This is a genomic window from Streptomyces sp. enrichment culture (assembly GCF_964272855.1).
Classification (GTDB): domain Bacteria; phylum Actinomycetota; class Actinomycetes; order Streptomycetales; family Streptomycetaceae; genus Streptomyces.
In genome coordinates, this window is the sequence record NZ_OZ186847.1 from 6,248,336 (window position 1) to 6,260,836 (window position 12,501).

General features: G+C 71.8%; 13 protein-coding genes and 1 riboswitch. Of the genes, 5 read left to right on the top strand and 8 right to left on the bottom strand.

Features of this window, described 5'->3' with window-relative positions; translation table 11 throughout:
- Position 1: 1 nt before the first annotated feature.
- Entirely contained in the window at positions 2-859 is an 858-nt protein-coding gene (locus ACSU6L_RS27610; RefSeq protein WP_437061055.1) for a hypothetical protein, read from the top strand.
- A gap of 58 nt (positions 860-917) precedes the next feature.
- A complete protein-coding gene (locus ACSU6L_RS27615; RefSeq protein WP_437061057.1) occupies positions 918-1,913 on the top strand; it encodes a 2-hydroxyacid dehydrogenase in 996 nt (331 codons plus the stop codon).
- Here ACSU6L_RS27615 and ACSU6L_RS27620 read toward each other — a convergent pair.
- Positions 1,865-3,745, bottom strand: a complete 1,881-nt coding sequence (locus ACSU6L_RS27620; protein WP_437061059.1) for an anthranilate synthase family protein — start codon at positions 3,743-3,745, stop codon at positions 1,865-1,867. The two genes, ACSU6L_RS27615 and ACSU6L_RS27620, sit on opposite strands and share 49 nt — an antisense overlap.
- A 98-nt stretch (positions 3,746-3,843) precedes the next feature.
- A complete protein-coding gene (locus tag ACSU6L_RS27625; RefSeq protein ID WP_073943045.1) occupies positions 3,844-3,900 on the bottom strand; it encodes a trp operon leader peptide in 57 nt (18 codons plus the stop codon).
- A 117-nt stretch (positions 3,901-4,017) separates the two neighbouring features.
- Between ACSU6L_RS27625 and ACSU6L_RS27630 the strand changes: the two genes are divergently transcribed.
- Both ACSU6L_RS27630 and ACSU6L_RS27635 read left to right on the top strand, forming a co-directional pair.
- Positions 4,018-5,370: a class II 3-deoxy-7-phosphoheptulonate synthase gene (locus ACSU6L_RS27630; RefSeq protein ID WP_437061061.1), complete on the top strand. Its 1,353-nt coding sequence runs from the start codon at positions 4,018-4,020 to the stop codon at positions 5,368-5,370.
- A 167-nt stretch (positions 5,371-5,537) separates the two neighbouring features.
- On the top strand, positions 5,538-5,762 hold the full coding sequence (locus ACSU6L_RS27635; protein ID WP_198948571.1) for a (2Fe-2S)-binding protein: 225 nt from the start codon (positions 5,538-5,540) through the stop codon (positions 5,760-5,762).
- Between the two features lie 18 nt (positions 5,763-5,780).
- Here the strand turns inward: ACSU6L_RS27635 and bfr are convergent, their stop codons facing one another.
- The gene (gene bfr, locus ACSU6L_RS27640; protein ID WP_437061063.1) at positions 5,781-6,257 is read right to left on the bottom strand and encodes a bacterioferritin; all 477 of its coding nucleotides are present in this window, start codon (positions 6,255-6,257) and stop codon (positions 5,781-5,783) included.
- A 176-nt stretch (positions 6,258-6,433) separates the two neighbouring features.
- Between bfr and ACSU6L_RS27645 the strand changes: the two genes are divergently transcribed.
- Positions 6,434-7,066: a sulfite oxidase-like oxidoreductase gene (locus tag ACSU6L_RS27645; RefSeq protein WP_437061065.1), complete on the top strand. Its 633-nt coding sequence runs from the start codon at positions 6,434-6,436 to the stop codon at positions 7,064-7,066.
- A 34-nt stretch (positions 7,067-7,100) separates the two neighbouring features.
- Here the strand turns inward: ACSU6L_RS27645 and ACSU6L_RS27650 are convergent, their stop codons facing one another.
- The 5 genes from ACSU6L_RS27650 to thiO form a co-directional block, all read right to left on the bottom strand.
- Positions 7,101-7,979, bottom strand: a complete 879-nt coding sequence (locus ACSU6L_RS27650) for a deoxyribonuclease IV (protein WP_437061067.1) — start codon at positions 7,977-7,979, stop codon at positions 7,101-7,103.
- Positions 7,980-8,059: 80 nt separating this feature from the next.
- Positions 8,060-10,015, bottom strand: coding sequence for a Stk1 family PASTA domain-containing Ser/Thr kinase (gene pknB, locus ACSU6L_RS27655; protein WP_437061069.1), 1,956 nt, complete (start codon positions 10,013-10,015; stop codon positions 8,060-8,062).
- 97 nt (positions 10,016-10,112) lie between these two features.
- The gene (locus tag ACSU6L_RS27660) at positions 10,113-10,907 is read right to left on the bottom strand and encodes a thiazole synthase (protein WP_437061071.1); all 795 of its coding nucleotides are present in this window, start codon (positions 10,905-10,907) and stop codon (positions 10,113-10,115) included.
- A 3-nt stretch (positions 10,908-10,910) separates the two neighbouring features.
- Complete coding sequence (gene thiS / locus ACSU6L_RS27665; protein ID WP_073942874.1) at positions 10,911-11,111, bottom strand: sulfur carrier protein ThiS; 201 nt, start codon at positions 11,109-11,111, stop codon at positions 10,911-10,913.
- A complete protein-coding gene (gene thiO / locus ACSU6L_RS27670; RefSeq protein ID WP_437061073.1) occupies positions 11,108-12,349 on the bottom strand; it encodes a glycine oxidase ThiO in 1,242 nt (413 codons plus the stop codon). Before thiO ends, thiS begins: the two co-directional genes overlap by 4 nt.
- Positions 12,347-12,458, bottom strand: a riboswitch (TPP riboswitch). It overlaps the preceding gene by 3 nt.
- Positions 12,459-12,501: the final 43 nt, after the last annotated feature.

Here is a 12,501-nt window from a genome sequence, read left to right on the forward strand (position 1 = left end):
GGTGACGGGCTTCCTCGCCGAGCTGGGCCGCAAGCTGGCCGAACGCTGGTTCACGCTGCTGGTGCTGCCGGGCCTCGGCTATCTGCTGGTCGCCGGCGCCGCCGTCGAGCTGGGCCACCACGGCTGGTCCGACTGGCGCGCCCTGGGGGACGCCTTCGTCTCGCTCACCGAGGGCGAACCTGGCGGACAGAACGCCCTCGCGGTCCGCGCGGTCCTGCTGGTCCTGGCCGCCGTACCGCTCTCCGCCGGGCTCGGCCTGCTCGCCCAGGCCCTCGCCGGCCCCGTCGAACGCGCGCTCACCGGCGCCTGGCCGCGCCCCCTCGCCGCCCTCGCGGCCCGCCGCACCGCCCGCCGTGCCGACGCCTGGCAGTCCGCCGACACCGCGTACCGCACCGACGGCCGGCCCGAGGACGCCGCCCGCCGCAACGCGCTCGCGCCGATCCCGCCGTGCCACCCCACCTGGCTCGGCGACCGGCTGCACGCCCCCGCCGTACGGCTGCGCCAGGAGTACGGCATCGACCTCGCCACCGTCTGGCCCCGGCTGTGGCTGCTGCTGCCCTCCGCCACCCGGGACACCCTCACCGAGACCCGCGCCCGCCTGGACACCGCGTTCACGCTCGGCGGCTGGGCGGTGCTGTATCTGCCGCTTGCCGCCCTGTGGTGGCCGGCCGCGCTGATCGCCCTGGTCGCTGCGGCCGTCGCCCGCCACCGCGCCCGCCTCGCCGCCGAGGTGTACGCGGAGCTGGTCGAGTCGGCCGTCGATCTCCACCTGGACCGCCTGCTGGCCCGCCTGGCGGAGCCCCGCCCGTCCCCCCAGCAGGGCCGAGCCCTGACGGAGCGTCTGAGAAGGGGCTTGTAGGAAGCTGTCTATATTCACAGGAACCCGGCAAATTCCGTCAAACCCCCGGAGGGACCCCGTGGAGATCCTGGCGTTCGGCGTCCAGGCCGACGAGAAGCCGCTGATCGAGGAGGCGTTCGCGGGCCACCACGAGGTCCGCTGTCTGGACGTCCTCCTCAACGAGGACACCGCCCCCATCGCGGCCGGCCACGAGATCGTCTCCTCCAGCGTCAACGCCGAGCTGGGCGGGCGCGTCCTGGAGATCCTGGCGGCGGGCGGGACCCGCATGGTCGCCCAGCGCTCCACCGGCTTCAACAACATCGACCTCGATGCCGCCGAACGCCTCGGCATGACCGTCGCCCGCGTCTCGTACTACTCGCCGTACGCGGTCGCCGAGTTCGCCTGGACCCTCGCCATGGCGGTCAACCGCCGGATCGTCCGCGCCTCCATCCGCACCCGCGACTTCGACTTCCGCCTCGACGGACTCATGGGCCGCGACCTGCACGGACGCACCGCCGGCGTCCTCGGCACCGGCAAGATCGGCGAGGCCTTCGCCCGGATCGCGCACGGCTTCGGCATGCGGCTGCTCGGCTGGGACATCGCCGAGAACCCGGCCTGCATGCAGCTCGGCATGACATACGTCCCCAAGGAGCAGCTGCTCGCCGAGTCCGACCTGATCACTCTGCACGTCCCGCTGATGCCGCAGACCCAGCACCTGATCGACGCGGCCGCGCTGAAGTCGATGAAGGACGACGCGATCCTGGTCAATTCCAGTCGCGGCGGCCTCATCGACACGGCGGCCCTCGTCGCCGAACTGCGCGAGGGCCGCTTCACCGGCGTCGGTCTCGACGTCTACGAGGCGGAGGCGGGCCTGTTCTTCCTCGACAAGTCCCTGGAGGCCGTCGACGACGACACGCTGGCCCGCCTCGTCACCTTCCCCAACGTCCTGGTCACCTCCCACCAGGCCTACTACACGCGGGACGCCGTCGGTCAGATCGTCGAGACCACCGTCAAGAACGTCCTGGACTACCGGGCGGGCCGCCGCTCGGAGAACGTGCTGGTCCCGCGCAGCTGACCGACCAGCTCCCGCACGACGGCGGCGCCGTTCAGCGTCAGCACCGACTCCGGGTGGAACTGCACGCCCGTGAACCCGGGACCCCGTACGGCGTGCACCTCACCGTTCGCGGCCCGGCTCACCTCCACCCCGTGCGCGGCCAGCTCCGCCGCCGCCTCGTCGTCGCAGCGCGCGACGAAGCTGTTGTAGAAACCGACGGTCTCCGGCCGCCCGAACAGGTCGATGTCGGTCTGCGCTCCCTGGTACGGCACTTCCTTCCGTACGATGTCCAGGCCCAGCTCGGCGGCGATCAGCTCGTGCCCGAGGCACACGCCGAGCACGCCGTGCCGGTGGCCGCGGACGACCTCGGCGGTCAGGGCCCGCAGGAACCGCATCTTCGGATCGTCGAGGTCCCCCGGATCGCCCGGCCCGGGGCCCAGCACCAGCGGCCCCTCGTGCGCGAGCACCGCCTCCCGCAGCCCCGGCTCGTCGTACCGCCGGACGGTCACCTCGAGACCGCTCGACCGCAGGACGTGCGCCAGCATCGCGGTGAAGGTGTCCTCCCCGTCGACGACCAGCGCGTGCCCGTCCAGCTCGGCCGACCGCTCCTGCATCCGCAGCCAGAACGGCGCCAGCGAGGCACGCCGCCCGTCCAGCGCGGCCCGCACCCGCGGATCGTCGGCGAGCCGCGGCCGTACGGCCTCCTCGCGCGGCCGGCCCGGACGGACCCCGAGCGCGGCCAGCACCCCGGCCGCCTTCGCATGGGTCTCGGCGACCTCGCTCACCGGGTCCGAGCCGCGCACGAGGGTGGCGCCGACCGGTACCCGCAGCCGCCCCGCCGCGTCGATGTCGGCGGTGCGGATCAGGATGGGGGAGTCGAGGGTCTGCGCCCCGCCGGAGTCCCGGCCGAGCAGGGCGAGCGCGCCCGCGTAGTAGCGCCGCCCGCCGACCTCGTGCCGTTCGATGACCCGGCAGGCGTTCTGCACCGGCGAGCCGGTGACGGTCGCCGCGAACATGGTCTCCTTCAGCACCTCCCGCGCGTCCAGCGAGGACCGCCCCCGCAGCTCGTACTCGGTGTGGGCGAGATGGGCCATCTCCTTGAGCCGGGGCCCGACGACCACCCCGCCCATGTCGCCGACGGTGCACATCATCTTCAGTTCCTCGTCGACGACCATCGACAGCTCCTCGATCTCCTTGCCGTCGGCGAGGAAGTCGAGCAGGTGCTCGGGCGTCGGCCCCTGTGCCGGGTAGCGGTACGTGCCGCTGATCGGGTTCATCACGACGGTGCCGCCGGACATCCGCACATGCACCTCGGGGCTGGCGCCGACCAGCGTGCGCTCCCCGGTGTGCACCACGAACGTCCAGTACGCGCCGCGCTCGCCCGCCAGCAGCCGCCGGAACAGCGCCAGCGCGTCGGCGCGGCCGAACCCCGGGATCTCACCCTCGTAGGTCCGCCGGATCACGAAGTTCGCGCCCTCGCCACGCCCGATCTCCTCGTCCAGCACCCGCCCGACGATCCGCGCGTACTCCTCGTCGCCGACGTCGAAGCCGCCGCCCTCGACCCGCACCTCGTGCGCGGGCAGCTGCTCCAGCGCCTCGGCGAGCGGGACGTCGTACGACTCCTCGGGGGTCAGCACCAGCAGCGGGGTGCCGTCGTCGCGGACGTCGAAGCCGCGCTCGCGGATCTGCCGGAACGGCACCAGGGCCAGGCCCTCGTCGGGCAGGTCGGCGAGCCGCTCGCGGGTGCCGACGCGGCCGATCAGCACCTCGACGCGGTCGTGGTCGTGGCCCGGGGTACGGCGGCGCAGCAGGGCGAACGGACGGGGGTCGTCCAGCAAGCCGAGCAGGTTCATGGTCCGTGCTCCTTCTCAGTCTCAGGAGAGGAGCGGACCGCCGGACACGCCGAAGGCCGCCCCTCGGGCGGCCTTCGCGAAGTCTTGGGTACGCGCAGTCAGTGGGCCGCCGGAGAAGCGGTCCACCACCAGTTCTGGTTCGAGTGCGCGAACATACGGCGCACCCTACCCGATGTCCGTCACACGTGACCCCGTGTCCGTCACACGTCGGCTGCGTCTCACTTGCTGGTCGTGGTCCGGAAGCAAGGACATCACCCCGTAATGTTGGGGTTGTGACCGTGAACGCTAAGACCAGCGCGAGCGCTGGCAACACCTGGCGAAACCTGCCCGCGGCGCAGCAGCCCGAGTACCCCGACGCCGAGGCTCTGCGCGCAGTGATCGCGGACCTCGAGTCGTATCCGCCGCTCGTCTTCGCAGGCGAGTGCGACCAGCTGCGTGCCCGGATGGCGGCCGTCGCCAAGGGAGAGGCGTTCCTCCTCCAGGGCGGCGACTGTGCCGAGGCCTTCGACGCGGTGTCCGCCGATCACATCCGCAACAAGCTCAAGACCCTGCTCCAGATGGGCGCCGTGCTGACGTACGCCGCGTCCGTGCCCGTGGTGAAGGTCGGCCGGATCGCCGGCCAGTACTCCAAGCCGCGCTCCAAGCCGACCGAGACCCGTGACGGCGTGACGCTCCCGACCTACCGGGGCGACTCCGTCAACGGCTTCGACTTCACCGAAGAGGCCCGCGTCCCGGACCCCGAGCGGCTGAAGCGGATGTACCACGCGTCCGCCTCGACGCTGAACCTGGTGCGCGCCTTCACCACCGGCGGCTACGCCGACCTGCGTCAGGTGCACGCCTGGAACCAGGACTTCGTGAGGTCGTCGCCGTCCGGTCAGCGCTACGAGCAGCTGGCCCGCGAGATCGACAACGCGCTGAACTTCATGCACGCCTGCGGCGCCGACCCGGAGGAGTTCAAGACCGTCGAGTTCTACGCCTCGCACGAGGCGCTGCTGCTCGACTACGAGTCGGCGCTGACCCGCGTGGACTCCCGCACCGGCCGGCTGTACGACGTCTCCGGGCACATGGTGTGGATCGGTGAGCGCACCCGGCAGCTGGACCACGCGCACATCGAGTTCGCCTCGAAGATCCGCAACCCGATCGGCATCAAGCTCGGCCCGACGACGACGGCCGAGGAGGCGCTGCAGTACATCGAGCGCCTGGACCCGGAGCGCGAGCCGGGCCGTCTGACCTTCATCGTCCGGATGGGCGCGGACAAGATCCGCGACAAGCTTCCCGAGCTGGTCGAGAAGGTCACCGCCTCCGGTGCCACCGTGGCCTGGGTGACCGACCCGATGCACGGCAACACCTTCGAGGCGGCCTCGGGCCACAAGACCCGCCGCTTCGACGACGTGCTCGACGAGGTCAAGGGCTTCTTCGAGGTCCACAAGGCACTCGGCACCCACCCGGGCGGCATCCACGTGGAGCTGACCGGTGACGACGTCACCGAGTGCGTGGGCGGCGGCGACGAGATCTTCGTCGACGACCTGCACCAGCGCTACGAGACGGCCTGCGACCCGCGGCTCAACCGCAGCCAGTCGCTGGACCTGGCGTTCCTGGTCGCGGAGATGTACCGGGACCAGTGACGTTCTCGCCGATCATCGGCTGTTTCCAGCCATGAAGTGGGGCGCGGATCACATACGATCCGCGCCCCACCGCACTTTTGCGGGTCCTGTCTGATGGGTAAGGTTAGGTTAGCCTCACCGATCACGGGGACGGCGCCACTTATCGATCCCTGCGGGAGGTGAACCGCGTGTACGTCTGCTCTTGCTTCGGCGTCACCGAGCAGCAGGTCAAGCAGCACGCGGAGAACGGCGCCTGCACCCCCCGCCAGATAGCCTCCGCCTGCAAGGCCGGCACGGACTGCGGTTCGTGCGTACGGCGCATCCAGGCACTCCTGGGCAGGGGCGCGTGCCCGCGCCGCGAGCTGGCCGACCAGGGCAAGCCGGTGCTGGCCGGACTGGAAGACGCGGCCTGAGATCCTGCCTCTCGGGCCCTAGCTCGGCTGCTCGATCTGCTGCGCGAGGTAGAGCGCCTCGCCGAGCTTGTCGATGAGCTCCAGCTGCGTGTCCAGGTAGTCGATGTGGTGCTCCTCGTCCTCGAGGATCGACTCGAAGAGGTTCGCGGACGTGATGTCGCCCTTGGTGCGCATCACCTCGATGCCCCGCTTGAGGCGGTCGATCGCCTCCACCTCGATCTGCCGGTCGGCCCGGAACATCTCGGTCACCGTCTGGCCGACCTGCACGTGGAACAAGCGCTGGTAGTTGGGCAGGCCGTCCAGCATCAGGATGCGCTCGGTGATCTTGTCCGCGTGCTTCATCTCGTCGATGGATTCTTCACGCGTGTACTTGGCGAGCTTCGTCCAGCCCTTGTTGTCCTGGATCCGGTAGTGCAGCCAGTACTGGTTGATCGCCGTCAGCTCGCCGGTCAACTGCTCGTTCAGGAATTCGAGGACCTCGGGGTCGCCCTGCATCGCAGAGGCTCCTTCCACGCGGGGGAACTGGCAGGTTGCGCCGCATGATTGCACCGACGATCGAAGATCGTCCAGTAAGTGCGCACTTAGTAAGTAAGTGCATGCTTGGTGCTGGTTGCCCGTTTCCGGACCCCACGTGGTCATGTGCACCGGTCGGGGTCTGTCAGGATGGAGTCATGGGTCATCCGGTGGAGCGCGAAACAGGAGAAGCGGCACGGTCCGAGCTTCCGCCGGGACAGCGACTGCAGCGCGGCTGGCCGGTCACGCACTACGGCCCGGTACCCAAGTTCCGGCCCGAGCGCTGGGAGTTCAGGGTCTTCGGGGCCACCGCCGACGGCGAGAAGCACTGCTGGACCCACGAGGAGTTCACGGCCCTGCCCTACACCACCGTCATGGGCGATCTGCACTGCGTGACGAAGTTCAGCATGCTGGGCGCGGAGTGGGGCGGGATCCCCGCGCGGACCATCCTGGAGATCGCGCCGCCCGCCGGGAATGTCACCCATGTGATGGTGTGGGCAGAGTACGGCTTCAGCTCGAATCTGCGGCTGTCCGACTTCGCCGCCGAGCGCACGATCTTCGCCACCCACAAGGACGGTGAGCTGCTCACCGCCGAGCACGGCTTCCCGCTGCGCCTGGTGGTGCCGCACCTGTACGCCTGGAAGGGACCCAAGTGGGTCCGGGGCGTGGAGTACATGACCGCCGACCGCCGCGGCTTCTGGGAGGAGCGCGGCTACCACAACATCGGCGACCCCTGGCGGGAGCAGCGCTACTCCTACCAGGAGGGGCCCGGGGACGGCCCCGAGCTCTGATCCCGGCCCTGACCTCGGTTTTTCGGGGGAGGGCTCAGCCGTCGCGCAGCTTCTTCAGCCGCTCCACGTCCGCAGCGTGCCCCTGCTTGCCGCCCGGCGTCTCGATGATCAGCGGTACGCCCTCGGTCGCGGGGTGCGTCATCAGCGCCCGGAACGGATCCTCGCCGATGTGGCCGACGCCGATGTTCTCGTGCCGGTCCTTGTGCGCGCCGGCCACGTCCTTGGAGTCGTTGGCGTGGATCAGTTTCAGCCGGCCCTCGCCGACCGTGTCCACCAGCAGGTCCAGCGTCTGATGCATGCCGTCAGGGCCGGTCAGGTCGTGCCCCGCGGCGAAGATGTGGCAGGTGTCCAGGCACACGCCGAGCTTCGGGTGGGCGTCCAGCGCCTCGAAGTACGGCCCGAAGTCCCAGGTCCGTGAGCAGAGCGAGAAGCCCTGGCCGGCCGTCGACTCCAGCAACAGGTACGGGTCGTCGTCGTGGGTCAGCTCGTCCAGCAGCGGCAGCATGAACTCCCGCACCTGCTTCAGCGCCACCGACCGCTCCCGCCCGCCGGTCGCGCTGCCGGTGTGCACGACGACGCCGAGCGCGCCGATCTCCCGGCCGCGCCGCAGCGAGTGCCGCAGCGACTCCACCGACCGCTCCACCGTCGCCTCGGTGTGCGAGCCGAAGTTGATCAGATACGGCGCGTGCACGTACGCCGGTATCGACTCGGCAGCGCACGCCGCCCGGAACTCCTCGTCCTGCCGCGGATTGCCGGCCGGGGTGGCCCAGCCACGCGGGTTGGCGACGAAGACCTGCACGGCCTCGGCCCTCAGGTCGCGGGCGTACGACAGTCCTACGGAGCTGAGACCGCCGGCCACGGGGACGTGACCGCCGACGGGGTTGCGCAAGGGGCCGGGAAGTTCACTCTTCACCCTTTCAGGGTGTCATGACGCTTCCCCTGCCCCGGCCGCGGAGGGTGTGGGGTGGCTCTCAGCTGATCCCTCACCGGTCTCTAGCGGATCGTGATCGTGATCGTGGCGCCCTTCGGGGCCGTCTCGCCGCCCTCGACCGACTGGCTCTCGACCTCGTCGCCGAACAGGCCCAGCAGTCCGCGGTCCTCCTCGACCTGGAAGCCGGCGGCCTCCAGCTTGTCCTTCGCCTCGTCGACACTGTCGCCGACCACGTCCGGGACCTCGACCATCACCGGGCCCTTGGACACCGTGAGCGTCACCGTGTCGCCCTCGGCGGCGCGCCGCCCGGCGTCCGGGGTCTGCTCGGCGACCTGCCCCTTGTCGAACTCCGAGTGCACCTGCTGCTCGGCGACCCGCACCTTCAGGCCGGCCTCCTGGAGCCGCTGCCGGGCGTCGGCGAGGTCCTGGCCGGTGACGTCCGGGACGTCGATGGGGCTGCCCTTGCTGACGGTGAGGGCGATCGCGGAGCCCGCCTTGCGCTCGGTGCCCGCCACCGGCTCCGTGCCGATCACGACACCGCGCGCCACGTCCTCGGAGAACGCGCGGGTGACCATGCCCGGCTCCAGGCCCTCGTCCTTAAGCACCTCCCGCGCCTTGTCCAGGCGGTAGCCCGCCAGGTTGGGCACCTTCACGGTCCGGGGCCCGTCGGAGACGGTGATCGTGACCGAGTCGTTCTGCCGGATCCGGCTGCCCGGCTTCGGGTCCGTGCTGATGATCGTGCCGCGCTCGACGGTGTCGCTGTAGGCGTGCTCGACGTCACCGACCTCCAGGCCGGCGTCCGCGAGCCGGTCCTCGGCCTGCTCCTGGGTCTTCGCCAGCAGCGGCGGGACCTGGGTGAACTGGCCGGAGTTGATGTACCAGACGCCCGCGCCGACGCCGAGGACCAGCAGGACGGCCGCGACGATCGTCACCACCGTGCGGGGCGGCCGGCGCCGGGGAGCCGCCGCCGGCGGCGGCGCCTGGAGCCGACTGGTCCGCTCGACCCGCGGCTCGTCGTCCCCGTCGACCGGCAGCGGGCGGGATGGGGGTCCCCCCGCGCGAGCGAAGCCGAGTGCGGGGGAGGTCAGCGCGCGCGGGATCACGCTGGTGCGGTCCTCGGCGTTGTCGTGCTCCGCCGTCAGGGCCCGCGGCGGTACCGCGTCGAGCTGGTCCTCGCTCAGCGCGGCCCGTGCCTCCCGGGTCTGGCCGAGCAGCGCCACGGCGTCGTGCGGGCGGACCTCCGGGCTGCGCGCGGTGGCCGAGGCGACCAGTTCGTCCAGCTCGTACGCCAGACCGGGGACGGCGGCCGAGGGCGGCGGCACGTCCGCGTGGAGGTGCTGGTACAGCACCTGGGCGGGGGTGTCGCCGGTGTGCGGCTTGCCGCCCGTCAGCATCTCGTACAGCACGACACCGCAGGCGTAGACGTCCACGCGCGCATCGGCCGTGCCGTGCTCGATCTGCTCGGGGGCCAGATAGGAGACCGTGCCGAGGACCGTTCCGGTGGTGTTGGTGACGGTGTCGACGGAACGGACCAGCCCGAAGTCGGCGACCTTGACCCGGCCGTCGTCCCCTATGAGGACGTTCTCCGGCTTCATGTCGCGGTGCACGAACCCCGCGCGGTGCGCGGCGCCGAGCGCGGCCAGCACCGGCTCCAGGATGTCCAGCGCGGCCCGGGGAGCGAGCGCGCCGCGCTCGCGCAGCACGTCGCGCAGGGTGCAGCCGGCGACGTACTCCATCGCCAGGTAGACGTACGCCCCCTCGGCGCCCTGATCGAAGACCTGGACCACGTTGGGGTGGGCGAGCCGGGCGACCGACTTCGCCTCCCGGATGAACCGCTCCACGAACGACGCGTCGGCCGCCAGCGTGGGGTGCATCACCTTCAGCGCGAGGACGCGGTCGAGGCGGGTGTCCACGGCCCGGTAGACCGTGGCCATCCCGCCGACCGCGATCCTCGCGTCGACGCGATAACGGCCGTCGAGCAGCTGCCCGACCAGAGGGTCCTGAAGGGTCGTGTCCACGCAGGTGAGTGTACGAGCCGCCACCGACACGACCGTCCCTCCCGGTGTCCCGGGGGACGGACTGCAGCAGACCTGTGACCGTCCCGGGCCGGTCCGGTCAGAACGCCGGGCGCTCCGGGTCGAGGCGGGCCCGGCCCTCCGTCGGGGACGACGCCTCGGCGAAGTGCCGGCGGGGGATGCGGCCCGCGCGGTGGGCCAGCCGGCCCGCCTCCACCGCGTGGCGCATGGCCTCCGCCATCAGCACCGGCTGCTGGGCGCGGGTGACGGCCGAGGCGAGCATCACACCCGCGCAGCCCAGCTCCATGGCGAGCGCCGCGTCGGACGCCGTACCGGCCCCGGCGTCCAGGATCACCGGCACGCGCGCGTGCTCCACGATCAGCTGGAAGTTGTGCGGGTTGCGGATGCCGAGGCCGGAGCCGATGGGGGAGCCGAGCGGCATGATCGCGGCGCAGCCCACGTCCTCCAGTCTCCGCGCCAGCACCGGGTCGTCGTTGGTGTACGGCAGCACCGTGAACCCGTCCTCGACCAGGGTCTCCGCGGCCTCCAGCAGTTCGATCGGGTCGGGCAGCAGGGTCCGCTCGTCGGCGATGACCTCCAGCTTGATCAGGTCCGTGCCCAGGGCCTCCCGCGCCAGCCGCGCGGTGAGCACCGCCTCCCCGGCGGTGAAGCAGCCCGCCGTGTTGGGCAGCACCCGGATGCCGAGCCGGTCCAGCACGGAGAGCACCGAGCCGTGCACGTCCGGGTTCACCCGGCGCATCGCGACGGTCGTCAGCTCGGTCCCGGAGGCCACCAGGGACCGCTCCAGCACGTCCAGGCTGGGGGCGCCGCCGGTGCCCATGATCAGCCGGGAGGTGAACGTCGTGTCCCCGAGGACGAGGGGGTCGTCGGCCATGGGTCAGCCTCCTTGGACGGCGGTGAGGACTTCGACGCGGTCTCCGTCGGAGAGCGCGGTGGCCGCCCACTGCGCGCGCGGGACGACGGTTTCGTTGAGGGCGGCGGCCACTCCGGAGGGCGCCGCGGTGAGCGTGCGGACGAGGGCGTCGAGCGCCGTGCCGGGCGCGACCTCGCGGCTCTCGCCGTTGACCGAGATGTTCATGCGGACTGCTCCGTGAGTGCGGGCTCCGTGCGTGCGGGTTCCTTGAGCGCCGGTTCCTTGAGCGCCGGTTCCGTCGGTGCGGGCTCCGTGCGGGCGGCGGTGAAACGCTTCGGCGTGAACGAGCGGGCCTCCTCCGGAAGTTCACCGGTGGCCAGGACGTGGGCCATGGCGTCACCGGTCACCGGGGTCAGCAGCACCCCGTTGCGGTAGTGGCCGGTGGCCAGCAGCAGCCCGTCCAGGTCGGTCGGGCCGAGCAGCGGCGCGTTGTCGGGGGAGCCGGGGCGCAGTCCCGCGCGGGTCTCCGTCAGCGGCAGCTCGGTGATGCCCGGCACCAGCTCGTGCGCGTCGCGCAGCAGCTCGTACACCCCGCCCGCGGTCACCGTGGTGTCCCAGCCCAGCTCCTCGGTGGTCGCGCCGACCACCAGCTCGCCGTTCTCGCGCGGCACCAGGTAGACGTAGCTGCCGCGCACCATGGCCCGCACGGTCCGGCTGAGGAACGGCGCGTACCGCGCGGGCACGGTCAGCCGCAGCACCTGCCCCTTCACCGGCCGCACCGGCGGCAGCAGCTCGTCCGGGACGCCCGCCAGGCGCCCGCTGAAGCTGCCCGCGGCGAGCACCACCTGCCCGGCGCCCAGCACGGTGCCGTCGGCGGTGACGACGCCCGTGGCCCGGCCCCCCGCGACGGTGAGCCGTTCCGCCCACACGCGGTGGAACACGACCCCCGCGCGCTCGCAGGCCGCCACCAGCGCCGCCGCCAGCCGCCGCGGGTCGATCTGGTGGTCGCCGTCCACCCGCAGGCCCCCGCGCACCCCGGGCGCGAGCAACGGCTCCAGCCGCCGGCAGTCGCGGCCCGACAGCCACTCCGACTCCAGCCCCGACTGCCGTTGCAGGGCGTGCAGTTCGCGCAGATGGGCCCGGTCGTCGGCGTCGAGGGCGACGGCGAGCGTGCCGCACCGGCGGTAGCCGAGGTCGTGGCCGGTGAGTTCGCTCAGTTCGGCCGCGAACTCCGGGTAGCGGTGGGCCGAGGCGAGGTTCAGGCCGAGCAGGGTCTCCTCGCCGTAGTGCAGTTCCGTGACGGCGGCGAGCATCCCGGCCGCCACCTGGGCGGCCCCGCCGCCCGGTTCGGGGTCCGCCACCGCCGTGGCGAAACCGCGCTGCGCGGCCCGCCAGGCCGTGACCAGACCGATGATCCCGCCCCCGATGACGAGGACGTCGGATGTGTCGGACGTACGCGACATGGGCGTCCAGCCCCTCCCTTCGCCGGCATGACCCGGATCAGGTTCGTACGGTCGGAGGCCGCCAGCCTCCCTCTCAGCCCGGTGCGTCCGGGCTCCCGCGAGTGCTTTACGTTGGCCACCCTAGCCCGACCCCGTGCCGCTCAGTAAGGGAG